The 14,098-nt window shown below is 71.8% G+C and carries 12 protein-coding genes; 9 read left to right on the plus strand and 3 right to left on the minus strand.

The window, feature by feature from the left end:
• The first annotated feature begins 203 nt into the window (after window positions 1–203).
• Window positions 204–2,285: a transcription termination factor Rho gene (rho, locus tag V1258_RS01405; RefSeq protein ID WP_329748019.1), complete on the plus strand. Its 2,082-nt coding sequence runs from the start codon at window positions 204–206 to the stop codon at window positions 2,283–2,285.
• A gap of 86 nt (window positions 2,286–2,371) precedes the next feature.
• Here the strand turns inward: rho and V1258_RS01410 are convergent, their stop codons facing one another.
• From V1258_RS01410 to V1258_RS01420, 3 genes are read right to left on the minus strand one after another with little or no spacing between them, the layout of a single operon-like run.
• Window positions 2,372–3,298 carry a carbohydrate ABC transporter permease gene (locus V1258_RS01410; RefSeq protein WP_329745278.1) on the minus strand — a complete coding sequence of 309 codons (927 nt, stop codon included), beginning with the start codon at window positions 3,296–3,298 and terminating at the stop codon, window positions 2,372–2,374.
• Entirely contained in the window at window positions 3,295–4,272 is a 978-nt protein-coding gene (locus V1258_RS01415; protein WP_329748020.1) for a carbohydrate ABC transporter permease, read from the minus strand. Before V1258_RS01415 ends, V1258_RS01410 begins: the two co-directional genes overlap by 4 nt.
• Before the next feature lie 5 nt (window positions 4,273–4,277).
• Window positions 4,278–5,570, minus strand: coding sequence for an ABC transporter substrate-binding protein (locus V1258_RS01420; protein WP_329748021.1), 1,293 nt, complete (start codon window positions 5,568–5,570; stop codon window positions 4,278–4,280).
• A 230-nt stretch (window positions 5,571–5,800) separates the two neighbouring features.
• On the opposite strand from V1258_RS01420, the gene V1258_RS01425 reads away from it, so the two are divergent.
• The 8 genes from V1258_RS01425 to V1258_RS01460 all read left to right on the plus strand — a co-directional run bounded on the left by V1258_RS01425 (window position 5,801) and on the right by V1258_RS01460 (window position 13,901).
• Window positions 5,801–7,804: an aldo/keto reductase gene (locus tag V1258_RS01425; RefSeq protein WP_329748022.1), complete on the plus strand. Its 2,004-nt coding sequence runs from the start codon at window positions 5,801–5,803 to the stop codon at window positions 7,802–7,804.
• A 13-nt stretch (window positions 7,805–7,817) separates the two neighbouring features.
• On the plus strand, window positions 7,818–8,819 hold the full coding sequence (locus V1258_RS01430) for a LacI family DNA-binding transcriptional regulator (protein ID WP_329748023.1): 1,002 nt from the start codon (window positions 7,818–7,820) through the stop codon (window positions 8,817–8,819).
• A 165-nt stretch (window positions 8,820–8,984) separates the two neighbouring features.
• On the plus strand, window positions 8,985–9,194 hold the full coding sequence (rpmE, locus tag V1258_RS01435; protein WP_329748024.1) for a 50S ribosomal protein L31: 210 nt from the start codon (window positions 8,985–8,987) through the stop codon (window positions 9,192–9,194).
• 107 nt (window positions 9,195–9,301) lie between these two features.
• On the plus strand, window positions 9,302–10,447 hold the full coding sequence (prfA, locus tag V1258_RS01440; protein WP_329748025.1) for a peptide chain release factor 1: 1,146 nt from the start codon (window positions 9,302–9,304) through the stop codon (window positions 10,445–10,447).
• Window positions 10,444–11,364: a N5-glutamine methyltransferase family protein gene (locus tag V1258_RS01445; protein WP_329748026.1), complete on the plus strand. Its 921-nt coding sequence runs from the start codon at window positions 10,444–10,446 to the stop codon at window positions 11,362–11,364. Before prfA ends, V1258_RS01445 begins: the two co-directional genes overlap by 4 nt.
• The gene (locus V1258_RS01450; protein WP_329748027.1) at window positions 11,361–12,266 is read left to right on the plus strand and encodes an L-threonylcarbamoyladenylate synthase; all 906 of its coding nucleotides are present in this window, start codon (window positions 11,361–11,363) and stop codon (window positions 12,264–12,266) included. The genes V1258_RS01445 and V1258_RS01450 overlap by 4 nt, the downstream gene beginning before the upstream one ends.
• The gene (locus V1258_RS01455; protein WP_329748028.1) at window positions 12,263–13,390 is read left to right on the plus strand and encodes an MraY family glycosyltransferase; all 1,128 of its coding nucleotides are present in this window, start codon (window positions 12,263–12,265) and stop codon (window positions 13,388–13,390) included. Before V1258_RS01450 ends, V1258_RS01455 begins: the two co-directional genes overlap by 4 nt.
• Window positions 13,374–13,901, plus strand: coding sequence for a hypothetical protein (locus V1258_RS01460; protein ID WP_329748029.1), 528 nt, complete (start codon window positions 13,374–13,376; stop codon window positions 13,899–13,901). Before V1258_RS01455 ends, V1258_RS01460 begins: the two co-directional genes overlap by 17 nt.
• Window positions 13,902–14,098 lie beyond the last annotated feature (197 nt).

The following is a 14,098-nucleotide window of genomic DNA, read 5'->3' on the forward strand; positions in this document are numbered from 1 at the left end:
GCGCATGGCGCGCTCAGCAGGTGCGTGCTGCGAGGCCGACGCATCCCGAAGCACCTCAGCAGGCCGATCACCGGTGCCCTGCACCGCGGGACGAGCCCTGCGCGACCGTGCCGCTGCGCCCTCGGACCTCCGGTCCCCGCAGCGACCGGCCACCCCCAGCCCAGATGAGGACCGGATCACCGGTCCGACAGGAAGGAAACCGGGTGAACGACACCACCTCCGGTGCAGACCTCGCCGCCAAGAAGCTCCCCGAGCTGCAGGCCCTCGCGGGCTCGCTCGGGATCAGGGGCGCGCGCCGTCTGCGCAAGAGCGAGCTGATCGATGCGATCCGCTCCGGCGGCCAGGGCGCACAGCCCGCCTCCGCCTCCGCGTCCTCCGACACCGCGCCGAGCTCCGCCCCGGCAGCCGGCAGTGCGTCGGCGGCCCCCGCCTCCGCGCGGCGTACCGCCGCCGCGGATTCCGCCGCTGAGGCACCGCAGGAGGCCCGCTCCACCGGCCGCGCGACCCGCAGCCGCTCCCGCGGGGCCTCCGCCCCGCAGGGCGCTCCCGCCCCCGATCTCGGGATCGATCTGCCCGCGCGTTCCGGCGAGGAGCAGGGCGGTACCGAGCGCACCGGCCGCTCCCGGCAGAACCGCGATCAGCAGAACCGCGACCAGCAGGGCGAGGACCAGTCCTCCAGCCGTGACTCCGCGGAGTCCCGCCCGGAGCGCGACCGCCGCCGTGAGCAGCAGGATCGCGAGGCGCAGGACGGCGCTCCGAGCCGCGAGGGTCAGGACCGCTCGGGCCAGGGCGATCGCCGCCGCGACCAGCAGCAGGACCGCGGCCAGCAGCAGGACCGTGGCCAGCGCCGTCGCCTCGAGGACATCGAGCTGCCCGATCGCTCGGGCGAGCGCGAGGACGACCGTTCCGGCGGCGAGGACGACGACCGTCGCGGACGCTCCCGCAGCCGCAACCGCTCGCGCGACCGCAAGCGTCGCGGTCGCGGCGGCGAGGGCGCCCCGCAGCAGGGCGGCCAGCAGCAGGGCGGCGGCCAGCAGCAGGGCTCGCAGGACGATCCCGAGGTCCGCGAGGGCGACGAGCTGATGACCGTCGCCGGCATCCTCGACATCCGCGACAACAACGCTTATGTGCGCACGACCGGGTACCTCCCCGGGCCGAGCGACGTCTTCGTGACCACCAACCAGGTCAAGCGCTACGGCCTGCGCAAGGGCGATGCGATCACCGGACAGGTCAAGGCTCCCCGCGACGGCGAGGAGCAGCCGCAGGTCGAGCAGCAGCACTACTCCGGCGGCCGCAACCGCCGCAGCAAGGGCAACCAGGGCAAGGGGAACTTCCCGGCGCTGGTGCAGGTCGACACCGTCAACGGCCTGCCCGTCGAGCGCGCTCGCCAGCGCGTCGACTTCGGCAAGCTCACCCCGCTGTACCCGGACGAGCGCCTCCGCCTGGAGACCGCCCCGAACGCGGTCGCCCCGCGCATCATCGACCTGGTCTCGCCCATCGGCAAGGGCCAGCGCGGTCTGATCGTCGCGCCCCCGAAGGCGGGCAAGACCATCGTCATGCAGCAGATCGCCAACGCGATCACCACCAACAACCCCGAGGTCCACCTCATGGTCGTGCTCGTCGACGAGCGCCCCGAGGAGGTCACCGATATGCAGCGCACGGTGAAGGGCGAGGTCATCGCCTCGACCTTCGACCGTCCGGCGACGGACCACACGATCGTCGCCGAGCTCGCGATCGAGCGGGCCAAGCGACTGGTGGAGATGGGCCGCGACGTGGTCGTGCTGCTCGATTCCCTCACCCGCCTCTCCCGCGCCTACAACCTGGCGGCCCCGGCGTCCGGGCGCATCCTCTCCGGTGGTGTGGACGCCTCGGCGCTCTACCCGCCGAAGCGGTTCTTCGGCGCGGCGCGCAACATCGAGAACGGCGGCTCGCTGACCATCCTCGCCTCGGCGCTGGTGGAGACCGGCTCCAAGATGGACGAGGTGATCTTCGAGGAGTTCAAGGGCACCGGCAACATGGAGCTGCGCCTGTCCCGTCACCTCGCGGACAAGCGGATCTTCCCCGCCGTGGACGTCAACGCGTCCGGCACCCGCCGCGAGGAGGTGCTCATGGGCAAGGAGGAGCTCTCCATCATGTGGAAGCTGCGTCGCGTCCTGGGCGCCCTCGAGCAGCAGCAGGCCCTCGAGCTCCTGCTGGAGCGGGTCAAGAAGACCCAGTCCAACACCGAGTTCCTGATGACGGTCGCGAAGAACACGCCGAGCGTCGGCCAGCGCACCGACGGCTGATTTCCCCGCATCGCGCACGACGGGCCGCCCTCCGGCAGGAGGGCGGCCCGTCGTGTGTCTAGGGCTGGAAAGGGTGTCGAGGACGCTCAGCCCTTGAGCGCTCCGGCGGCGATGTTCGCGATGAAGTGCCGCGAGCCGATAATGAACACCCCGATCAGCGGGAGCACGCTGACCAGCGCGCCCGCCATGACCATCCCGTAGTCCGTGAGGTACAGGGAGTTGAGGTTCTGCAGGGCGGTCTGCAGCGTCTGCCGCTGCGGGTTCACCAGCACGATCAACGGCCAGACGTAGTCGTTCCAGGCCGTGATGAAGGTGAAGATGCCCAGGAACGCGAGACCGCCGCGCATCATCGGCACCCCGATCCGCCAGTAGGTGGTGAAGAACCCCGCGCCGTCGATGCGCGCCGACTCGATGAGCTCGTTGGGGATCGATCCCGACGCCATCTGCCGCAGCAGGAAGATGCCGAAGGCGTTCGCGGCGCCCGGGACGATGAGCGCCTGCAACGTCCCCACCCAGCCGAGCGATGACATGAGCATGAAGCTCGGCACCAGGGAGAGGCTGCCCGGGATCAGGAACGTCGCGATCATCAGCACGAACAGCACGTTCTTGCCCGGGAAGTCGAACTTCGCGAAGGCGAAGGCCGCGAGCGAGTCGAAGAACATCACCAGCACCGCGCAGGCGCTCGAGACGATCAGCGTGTTCACCAGCGCCCCGAGGATGTCGACGCTCGCGAAGAGGTTCTGCAGGTTCGTCGCGAAGGAGTCCGACGGGATCAGCCGGGGCGGGTAGCCGAAGATCTCCCCGGTCGTCGAGGTGGACATGACGAACAGCCAGTAGAAGGGGAAGACCGACAGCAGCACCCCGATCACGATCAGGAGGTGCGTGATGACCGCCTCGACGCGGCCGGCGGCGATCGCCCGCCGGTCCCGCGCGCTGGGCGCCGCCCGATGGGGCGGGGGAGCGGCGGACGCGGCGGAGGTGGTGGGCACGGTGGTGGGATCGGCGGCGCTCATCGGCGGGCCTCCTGCTTCTGCCGACGGGGAGTACGGTCACGGTCGCTCAGCAGGCGCCAGTTGATGATCGCGAAGACGGAGGCGAGCAGGAACAGCGCCCAGGCGATGGCGGAGCCGTAGCCGAAGTCGAACTGGGTGAACGCCTGGTTGTACTGGTAGAGCACGATCGTCATGCCGGCCTCGCCGGTGCCGCCGCTGTCGCCGAGCAGCACCTGCGGCTCGGTGAAGAGGCTCAGGCCGCCGACGGTCGAGGTGATGACGGTGAAGAGGATGACCGGGCGCAGCATCGGCACCGTGATCCTCGTGAAGATCTGCCAGGTCGAGGCGCCGTCGACCTTCGCCGCGTCGTACAGGTCGGTGGGGATCGACTGCAGTCCGGCGAGGTAGATGATCGCGTTGTAGCCGGTGAAGCGCCAGATCACCATCACGGCGATGGTGATCTTGATGCCCCAGCTACTCGACAGCCACGGGACGGTGTCCACGCCGATCGCGGTGAGCGCCGAGTTGACGAGCCCGAAGGTGTCCGAGAAGACCGAGCCGAACACGATGGCCATCGCGACCATCGAGGTGACATTGGGCAGAAAGAACGCCACCCGGTACACGCCGCGGAAGCGGATGTTCTGGTGGAGCAGGAAGGCGATCCCGAGGGCGAGGCACAGCATCGGCACCGTCGAGAGGAACCAGATGATGAAGGTGTTGCCCACGGCGTTCCAGAACCGCGAGTCCTGGATCAGGAAGGCGTACTGGGAGAGGCCGGCGAACTCGATCTGGCCCATGCCGTCCCAGTTCGTGAAGGACAGCACGATCGAGAAGACGATCGGGAACAGGCCGAAGATCAGGAAGAGCACGTAGAACGGGGCGATCGCGAGGTACTGGGGCCAGTGCGCGAGCACGCCGCGCCAGCCCTTCGTGCGCGTGCGCGGCACCGCGGCGTCGGAGGTCCGTCCGGCGCTCACGGGCGGGGGAGCGGTCATCGAGCTCATGCCATCACCCCCCGCTTGCGCAGCACCGTCTCCGCGGAGGCGACGGCGTCCTCCCACGCGACCTCGGGGTCCTTGCCCGAGAACTCGACGTTGTCGAGCTCGAAGGAGAAGCTGCCCGAGACCAGCGACTCCCAGGTGGAGATGAAGGAGCTGGGCACCGACTCGGCCGCCGTCTTGAAGAAGGCCAGCGGGTCCTGGTCGCCGAAGAACTCGCCCTGGTACTGCATCAGGTCTCCGTCGTAGGAGGCGGGCGTGGAGGGGATCAGCTGCACGTCGTTGTAGGCGCGGGCCTGGTTCTCGGCGGAGTTGATCCACTGGATGAAGGCGAAGGCGCCCTCGGGGTCCTTGCAGGTCTCGGGGATCGCCGCGAAGGAGCCGCCGGAGTTCCCGGCGCGGACCGGCTGCTCGGCGATGCGCCACAGCCCGGCGGTGTCCGGTGCCGACTCCTGGAGGATCTGCGCCCACCAGGCGGCCTGGATGTGGCCGGCGGTCGCCCCGCTGGACCAGGCGGCGTTCTGGTCGGTGCCCCGTGAGTCGGGGATCCCGGCGGTGATGTCGGCGTCGATCGCCGCGACCGCCAGGCGCCACGCCTCGCGCACGGCCGAGCCGTCGGCGAGGTAGAGCGGGGAGTCCTCGGCGTCGAGGTAACGCTCGGGGCTGGCGTTGAGGTACTGCTCGTAGACGTGGCGGGCGGTGTTGACCATCGCGGAGCCGGTCGCGGCCCGGAGCTCGGTGCCCAGGGCGATCCAGTCCTCCCAGGTGCTGCCCGCGGAGGCGACCTCCTCGGGATTCGTCGGCAGGCCGGCCTCGTCGAAGACGTCCTGGCGGAAGTAGAAGCCGGTGGGTCCGATGTCGAGCGGGAAGAAGCAGAAGCGCTGCTCCGGGGTCACGCCCAGGTTCCACTTCCACTCGAAGAACTCCGAGGAGACCTCCGCCGCGCCGAGCTCGTTCATGTCGAGGAACTTGCTCTCGTTGCGGAAGTAGAGGGCGTTGTTGGAGTTGATGTACGTGATGTCGGGGATGTAGGCGCCGCCGGCGAGGCTGGTGCGGAGCTTGGTGTCGAAGTTCGTGCCGATCACGTCGGCGCGCACGTGGACGTCGGTCCCGGGGATGGACTCGGCGGCTTCGGCGAGGAGCTCCGGACTGGCCGAGCGGTTCCAGTACCAGAGCACGAGTTCCTCGGGATCCGAGGAGATGGAAGGGGAGGACCCGCAGGCGGCGAGCGCCCCGGACCCGAGGGTCGCGAGCGCTGTGGCCTGCAGGATCGTTCGTCGTGTGGGCGGGGTCATGCGCAGTCCTCATCGTCGAGCGGCACGGACCGTGAGCGTTCACGGTGGGAGGAGGATGCCCATCGGCACCCGGGTGTGTCAAGGGTCATGATCCGACGGGGAGCGCGTGGGAACCGGAGTCAGAGGGCTTTTCAGCAAGCGGTGGCGGCGGCCGCAGCGGACGTGTAGCGTGCTCTCAACGTGAACGTTCACGCACCGTGTCACCCGATGAGAAGGACGACGACGTCTCCATGAGCACCGCATCCGCACCGTTCCGCTGGGCCGTCCTCGGCCCCGGCTCCATCGCGCGCCGTTTCGCGAGCCAGCTCCCGCACAGCGAGCACGGCGTCCTGGTCGGCGCCGGCAGCCGCGACCCCGAGCGCGCCCGCGTCTTCGCCGACGAGCACGGCGTGAAGGACGCCCTGATCGGCACCTACGAGGAGATCCTCGCCTCGGACCAGGTCGACGCCGTCTACGTCGCCACCGTCCACACCGGCCACGCCGAGCTCGTCATCGCCGCGCTCGAGGCAGGCAAGCACGTGCTGTGCGAGAAGCCGCTGGCGCCCAACCACGGCACCGCCATGGCCCTGGCCGATGCCGCCCGCCGCACCGGCGGGACCCTGCTTGAGGCCTTCATGTACCGCTTCCACCCGCAGACCCTGCAGGTCCTGGACCTCGTCGCCCAGGGCGCGATCGGTGAGCTGGTCCACGTCGACGCCTCCTTCTCCTTCGACACCGGTCGCCGCGAGGGTCGCCTGTTCGATCCGGAGATCGCCGGCGGCGGCATCCTCGACGTCGGCTGCTACCCGCTCTCCCTCGCCCGCCTGGTCGCGGGTGCGGCGGCGGGCACCCTCGTCGCCGAGCCCACCGCGCTCGTCGGGCGCGGCACCCTCGGTCCCACCGGGGTCGACGAGTGGGCCGCCGCCGAGCTCACCTTCGCCGGCGGGGCCACCGCGTCGCTGCGCACCGGTGTGCGCCTCTCCGACCCCCAGTCCGCCACGATCACCGGCACCCGCGGCGTGATCCGTCTCGCCGACCCGTGGGCGCTCGGCGCCGAGCAGGTCATCGAGCTCGATGTCGTAGGGGAGGAGCCCCGTCGGATCGAGGTCGAGGCCGCTCATCCCTACGCCCTCGAGGCCGATGCTCTCGCGCGCGCCACCGGCCACGGCGAGGTGCCCGAGCTGCCCCTCGAGTTCAGCCTCGCGCAGTCCCGCCTGCTCGACTCCTGGCGCGACCAGATCGGACTGCGCTACCCCTTCGAGCGCGACGACGCGCAGATCCCCACCGTCTCCGGCCGGCCGCTGCGCGTCGCGGACGACGCCCCGATGGTCTACGGCGAGCTGCCCGGCATCGACAAGAAGATCTCCCGCCTGGTCATGGGCTGCGACAACCAGCCCGACCTCGCGCACGCCTCGGCCCTCTTCGACGCCTTCTTCGAAGCCGGCGGCACCACCTTCGACTCCGCCTACATCTACGGCGGGGGCCACCACGAGGTCCTCCTGGGGCAGTGGGTCCGCAACCGCGGCATCCGCGAGGACGTCGTCGTGATCACCAAGGGCGCCCACACCCCCCACTGCGATCCCGAGTCGATCACCCGCCAGCTGCTCGAGTCCCTCGAGCGCCAGGGCACCGACTACGCGGACCTCTACATGATGCATCGCGACAACCTCGACATCCCCGTCGGGGAGTTCGTCGACGTCCTCGACGAGCACGTGCGCGCCGGTCGCATCCGCGCCTTCGGCGGCTCCAACTGGACCCCCGCCCGGGTCGACGAGGCCAACGCCTACGCCGCCGCCCACGGCAAGCAGGGCTTCAGCCTGCTGAGCAACCACTTCGGCCTCGCCGAGGCGCTCGACGTCCCGTGGGCCGGCTGCGTGCACGCGACCGACCCGGACTCCAAGGCCTGGCTCGCCGAGCGGAAGATCCCGCTGTTCCCCTGGTCCTCCCAAGCGCGCGGCTTCTTCACCGGCCGCGCCCACCCCGAGGACCGCTCGGACGCCGAGCTCGTGCGCTGCTACTACTCCGACGGCAACTTCGAGCGCCTCGAGCGAGCGCGCGCGCTCGCCCGGGAGTTCGACGTGCCGCCCACGGCGATCGCGCTCGCGTACGTCCTCGCGCAGCCCTTCCCGACCTTCCCGCTGTTCGGCCCGCGCTCGATCACCGAGATGCGCTCGTCGATGACGGGCCTCGGCGTGCAGCTCACCGAGCAGCAGGCCGCCTGGCTCGATCTGCGCGCCGACTCCCCGTCGGCGTGACACACTCCCGACCATGACCGACCAGGCCACCCGCGGCGGGCGCCGCGCGACGATCATCGACGTCGCGGCGCTCGCCGGGGTCTCCCGGCAGACGGTGTCGCGGGCGATCAACGACATGCCGGGCATCTCCGGGGCGACGCGGCAGCGGGTCCTGGACGCGGCCGAGCAGCTGAACTATCGCCCGAGCCGCTTCGGCCGCGGGCTCGTCTCCGCCGGGCCGCCCACGCTGGGGCTTCTCGTCGACGACCTCGCCAACGCCTACTTCCCCGAGATCGCCCGCGCCGTGGTGCGCGCGGCGACCGTCCGCGGCTGGAACGTGCTCGTGGTCGAGACCGCGACGGGGGATGCGGCGGAGATCGCCCGGGATCTCGCGCACCGGGTCGACGCGCTCGTGGGCTACGGCCTGCCGGACCGCGCCGGGCACGAGGTCCCCGACCGCATGCCGCTGGTCCGGCTCGACGTCCCGGCCGAGAGCGATACCGCCGGGGTGCTGTATGCGACCGAGGAGGGTTTCGCGGCGCTCGGCGCGCATCTCGCCGCGACCGGGGTACGGACCGTCGCCGTCCTCGACTCGGAGCGCGAGGGTGTGGGCTCGGCGCGGGCCCGCCGCCTGCGCGAGGCGCTCGACGGCTCCATCGCCGCGAGCATCCTCCCCATCGGTCCCGAGCCGACCGTCGCCGCCCGCGCCGCGGAGCAGGTCGATGTGGCGCTCGCCCTGGACCCTGTCCCCGAGGTGCTGATCGGCTGGAACGACGCGCATGCGCTCGCGACCCTCAAGGCCCTGCGGGTGCGGGGCATCGACGTGCCCGGGCGGATGCGGGTGGTGGGCATCGACGGGCTGGCCCTCGGCGCCCTCCTCAGCCCGGAGTTGACCAGCATCGGCGTCGACATCGACCGGGTCGCGGAGCACGCCGTGGATCTCGTGGACGGCATGTTCGAGGGCCGGCTGCCGCTGTCGGGGGAGCAGGTGCGGCGCAGCGTCCCCTATCGCCTGATCCTCCGCGAGACCGCCTGAGCCGTCCGACGGCACCCGACGGGCGAGCGCGGGCGGTGCGATGTTGCGCACAGCATCCCCGGCCCCTCGCGGCGGGTGGCTCCCGCGTGGCAGACTGGTGCGTCGGTTCTGGTTCACGGTGCCCGCCCGGCGCGCCGACCCAGCGACCACGACGAAGGAGACCCCATGAAGGCTGACATCCACCCGACCTACGTGGTCACCCAGGTCACTTGCACCTGCGGCAACACGTTCACCACGCGCTCGACCAAGGCCGACGGAGAGATCCGCGCCGAGGTCTGCTCCGCGTGCCACCCGTTCTACACCGGCAAGCAGAAGATCCTGGACACCGGCGGCCGCGTGGCCCGCTTCCAGGCCCGCTACGGCAAGAAGAACTGACGTCCCGAGTCTTCTCCGACGCCGGTGCACGCCCCTGGGCGTGCACCGGCGTCGTCGTCTGAGACCCGCCGCCCCGTGGGGCGCACCGAGCACGAGAGGGCGCCGATTTGCGGTCGACCGAGGGATCCGACACCGAGCGGCTCGCCCCGCTGCGGGCCGAGCACGGCCGGCTGCAGCAGGAGATGGCCGACCCATCTCTGCACGAGGAGGCGGGCCGGGCCCGGCGCGTCGGCCGGCGCTATGCCGAGCTGAGCGCTGTGCTCGAGGTGGCCGATCACTTGGAGGCGACCGCTGCGGATCTCGCCACCGCCCGGGAGCTCGTCGAGATCGGCGACGACGATCCGGAGGTCGCCGCGGAGGCCGAGGCCCTCGCCGACCGTCTCGAGGAGGACCGCGCGGCGCTCGAGGAGCTGCTCGCGCCCCGTGACCCCGATGACGCCCGGGACGTCATCCTGGAGATCAAGGCGGGGGCCGGGGGAGAGGAGTCCGCCCTCTTCGCGGCCGAGATGCTGCGCATGTACCGCTCCTACGCGGAGTCGAAGGGGTGGCGCCTGGAGGTGCTCACGAGCGCGGACTCCGAGCTCGGCGGGCTGCGCGATGTGACCGCCGCGATCACCGCCCGCTCCGCAGCGACCCCGGCCGACGGCGTCTACGCCCATCTCAAGCACGAGGCCGGCGTGCACCGGGTCCAGCGCGTCCCGGTCACCGAGTCGGCCGGACGCATCCACACCTCCGCCGTGGGCGTGCTGGTGCTCCCCGAGGCCGACGAGACCGACGAGAGCGAGCTGCTCGCCGAGGCGATGGCGCCGGCGAACCTGCGCATCGATGTCTTCCGCTCCTCCGGCCCCGGCGGGCAGAGCGTGAACACCACCGACTCGGCGGTGCGCATCACCCATCTGCCGACGGGGCTCGTCGTCTCCTGCCAGGACCAGAAGAGCCAGCTGCAGAACCGCGAGCAGGCCCTGCGGATCCTCCGCACTCGTCTGCTGGACGCGCGCCGCGCCGAGCAGGACCAGGCCTCCTCCGCCGCGCGCCGCTCCCAGGTCCGCACCGTCGACCGCTCGGAGCGGATCCGCACTTACAACTTCCCCGAGTCCCGCGTGGCCGACCACCGCACCGGGTACAAGGCCGGCAACCTCTCCCAGGTGCTCGCGGGCGATCTCGAGGACCTCATCGCCTCCTCCCGCGCCGCCGAGCGCGACGCCCGCCTCGCCGAGGCGCAGCAGGACGGGGTCGCGGAGGACGCCGGATGACCCTCCCGCCCGCGTCGGCGCCCGAGCCGCGCCACGTGCTGCGCGCCGCGCTCGCCGCGACCACCGAGCGCCTCGGCCGCGCCGGCGTCCCCTCGCCGAGCACGGACGCCCGCGCCCTGCTCGCCGCCGCCGTGCGCACCGACCGTCCGCTGGTCCTGCTCGACGCCCTCCCGGCCGACTTCGCCGCGGAGCTCGAGCGCCTCACCGCCCGTCGCGAGGCCCGCGAGCCGCTCCAGCTGATCCTCGGCCGCGCCCCCTTCCGCCGCCTGGACCTGATCGTCCGCCCCGGCGTGTTCATCCCGCGACCCGAGACGGAGCTCGCCCTGGACCTGCTCCGTGAGCACCACCGGGGGCCGCTCGAGCACCTGGTCGACCTGTGCACGGGGAGCGGAGCCCTCGCCGCGGCCGCTCTCGACGAGCTGCCCGGCCTCGAGGTCCTCGCCGTCGAGGTCGATCCGCTCGCCGCCGCGCTCGCCCGCGAGAACCTCGCGGCGGTCGACCCGCGGCGGGGGAGCGTGCTCGAGGGCGACCTGCTCGGCGAGCCGGCCGGACTCGCCGCGGCGGGGCCCGTCGACGCGATCCTCTCGAACCCGCCGTACATCCCGCCGGAGGCGGTCCCGCGGGAGGCGGAGGTGCTCGCGCACGATCCGCATCGCGCCCTCTTCGGGGGCGGGGAGGACGGCCTCGAGGTGCCGCGCGCCGTGATCGGATGGGCGCGGCGGCTGCTGCGTCCCGGCGGGCTGCTGGTGATGGAGCACGCCGACGTGCAGGGCCCCTCCGCCCGCGCGGCCGCTCGCGCGGCCGGCGGCTTCTCCGAGATCTCCACCGCCGCCGACCTCACCGGCCGGGACCGCTTCCTGATCGCCCGTCGGACATCGGCGGAGCCCGCAGACGGAAGTGAGAGACTGACCCGGTGAGCGTGCATGACACCCAGAACCCCGAATCCCGCGAGTCGGCGCTGACGGCCGCCGTCGAGGCCGTCCGCGAGGGCCGCCTCATCGTCCTGCCGACGGACACCGTCTACGGCATCGGCGCCGACGCCTTCTCCCCGGAGTCCGTCGAGGCGCTCCTCGAGGCGAAGGGTCGCGGCCGGGACACCCCTCCGCCGGTGCTCATCGGCGACCATGCCGTGCTGCTCGCCCTCGCGGTCGACCTCCCCCCGTATGTCGAGGACCTCGCCGACGCCTTCTGGCCCGGTGCGCTGACCCTGATCCTGCAGGCGCAGCCCTCCCTCACCTGGGATCTGGGGGAGACCCGGGGCACGGTCGCCCTGCGCATGCCCGATGACGAGGTGGCGCTGGACCTGCTGCGCCGCACCGGACCGCTCGCCGTCTCGAGCGCGAACCGCCACGGCAAGCCCGCGGCGCTCACCGTCCTGGACGCGGCGACCCAGCTCGGCGACGCGGTCGAGGTGTACCTCGACGGCGGCACCGCCCGCCTCGGGACCAGCTCCACCATCATCGACACGACCGTCACCCCCGCGGAGATCGTCCGCGAGGGGTCGCTGAGTAGGGAGCAGATCATCGAGGCGGTGGGCGACATCTTCGCGGCGCCGCACAGCGAGGAGTCCGGGGAGGAGTCGGGCGAGGGGTCCGCCGCCGCAACGGACGAGCCCGGCGCGGGAGACGTTGCACCCGGAGCGGACGGGTCCGCCGACGTCACGGAGGAGACCGCGGGGGAGGGCCCCGACGACGCTCCGGCTCCGGCCCTCGACCTCCCCTCGGAGCCCGAGCTCGCCGAGCTCTCGGAGAGCGCCGAGCCAGTCCCGGCAGAGCCCGCGACGGACCCGGCGGCCGGCGAGGAGAAGCCCGCCGGGTGAGGATCTACCTGTTCATCCTGCTCGTCTCCGCGGCCGTCACCTTCCTGACCACGCCCGCCGTGAGGCTGATGGCCCGGCGCGCGGGCGCGATGACCGCGGTGCGTTCCCGGGACGTCCACGACGCGGTGACCCCGCGTCTGGGCGGGGTGGCGATGCTGGCCGGGGTGGTGGCCGCGATGCTGATCGCGTCGAACGTGCCCTTCCTCGAGGGGCTCTTCCGCGATTCGCGCCAGGCCTGGGGCATCCTCGCCGCGGCAGCCCTGGTGTGCCTGCTCGGCGCGGCGGACGACAAATGGGACCTGGACTGGATGACCAAGCTGGCGGGGCAGATCCTCGCCGCGCTGCTCCTCGCCTGGCAGGGCGTGCAGCTCGTGACCCTGCCCATCGGCGGGGTCACGCTCCTCTCGCCCCGTGCCTCGCTGATCCTCACCGTGCTGGTGGTGGTGGTGAGCATGAACGCCGTCAACTTCGTCGACGGCCTCGACGGGCTCGCCGCCGGTGTGATGGCGATCGGCGGCAGTGCCTTCTTCGCCTACGCCTACCTGCTCACCCGCAGCGCCTCGGCGACGGACTACTCCTCCCTGGCCGCTGTCCTCACCGCGATGATGATCGGCGCCTGCGCAGGCTTCCTGCCGCACAACCTCACCCGGGCGCGCATCTTCATGGGCGACTCCGGATCGATGCTCCTCGGGCTGCTCCTCGCCGCCTCGACCATCGCGGTCACGGGTCAGGTCGATCCCGCCCGCCTCTCCGGCGCGGACTTCTTCGGGCAGTTCCTGCCGATCCTGCTGCCGATCGGCGTCATGGTGATCCCGTTCCTCGACTTCGCGCTCGCCGTGGTGCGGAGGATCGGCTCCGGCCGCTCGCCCTTCCACGCCGACAAGCTCCACCTCCATCACCGCCTGCTGGGCCTGGGCCACTCCAAGCGCACGGCCGTGCTGATCATGTACCTCTGGACCGTCGTGATCTCCGCCGGGCTGCTCGCGCCCCTCGTGCTCGACACGCGCGGCGTGGTGCTCTTCTGGACCGGCGGCGTGCTGCTGGCCCTCCTGCTGACCTTCGACCCGCTCAGGTGGCGACATGCCCGTCACCGGAAGGACCCCACCGATGCCCGCTCCGTCTGATGAGACCACCCCGCACGGCGCGGAGCGCGCCGTCGCGCCCCGTCCGGGCGATTCCCGCCGCCATCGTGCCGTCGGCGATCGAGCCATGCGTCGCGCGGCCGTGATCGCCCTGATCGTCGGCCTGGTGCTCGACCTGATCGTGCTCGCGATCGCCCTGGCCCGAGGAGAGGGGCCCGCGGTCAACGGCGCTCTGATCGGCACCGGACTGACTCTCGTCATCATCGTGCCGACCCTGGTGATCACCATCGTCGGCGCACGCATGTCCCCGTTGACCATGGCGGCCACCGTGCTCGGGAGCTGGGCGGGGAAGATGCTGATTGTGATCCTCGTCCTGGTCCTGGTGAAGGACCTGGCCGCGGTCTCGTCGCTCTGGATCGGGCTCGCCCTGCTGGTCGGAGCGGTTCCGGCGATCACGATCGAGGGCGTGCTCATGGCTCGCTCGCGCCAGCCCCTCGACGTCGACCCGCACGAGGGCCCCACGGAGGACTCTCGCGACCGGGCCGGGGCCTGACTCTCTGTTATGCTTCCCAAGGCGCCGACACCGCAGCTCGCGGACACCCGACAGGGCAGGTGGGAGCGCTGATCGACCACCACGTACGCCCTGGCGCAGACCATCGCCGCACACACGGTGGCCGTCAACCGGCAGTGGACTCGATCGACGTGACAGCTAGTGCCGACGCCGCCGCGCGTCAGGCCTGAAAAGCCTGG

Origin of the sequence: Brachybacterium sp. J153 (genome assembly GCF_036311905.1) — a bacterium.
In the GTDB taxonomy this organism is placed as follows: domain Bacteria; phylum Actinomycetota; class Actinomycetes; order Actinomycetales; family Dermabacteraceae; genus Brachybacterium.

What these genes read in the sequence shown, in the direction of transcription:
- V1258_RS01460 (WP_329748029.1), top strand. Translation starts at nt 13,374, where the DNA reads ATGCCCGCTCCGTCTGATGAGACCACCCCGCACGGCGCGGAGCGCGCC.
- V1258_RS01425 (WP_329748022.1), top strand. Translation starts at nt 5,801, where the DNA reads ATGAGCACCGCATCCGCACCGTTCCGCTGGGCCGTCCTCGGCCCCGGC.
- V1258_RS01410 (WP_329745278.1), bottom strand. Translation starts at nt 3,298, where the DNA reads ATGAGCGCCGCCGATCCCACCACCGTGCCCACCACCTCCGCCGCGTCC.
- rpmE (WP_329748024.1), top strand. Translation starts at nt 8,985, where the DNA reads ATGAAGGCTGACATCCACCCGACCTACGTGGTCACCCAGGTCACTTGC.
- V1258_RS01445 (WP_329748026.1), top strand. Translation starts at nt 10,444, where the DNA reads ATGACCCTCCCGCCCGCGTCGGCGCCCGAGCCGCGCCACGTGCTGCGC.
- V1258_RS01420 (WP_329748021.1), bottom strand. Translation starts at nt 5,570, where the DNA reads ATGACCCCGCCCACACGACGAACGATCCTGCAGGCCACAGCGCTCGCG.
- V1258_RS01430 (WP_329748023.1), top strand. Translation starts at nt 7,818, where the DNA reads ATGACCGACCAGGCCACCCGCGGCGGGCGCCGCGCGACGATCATCGAC.
- V1258_RS01415 (WP_329748020.1), bottom strand. Translation starts at nt 4,272, where the DNA reads ATGACCGCTCCCCCGCCCGTGAGCGCCGGACGGACCTCCGACGCCGCG.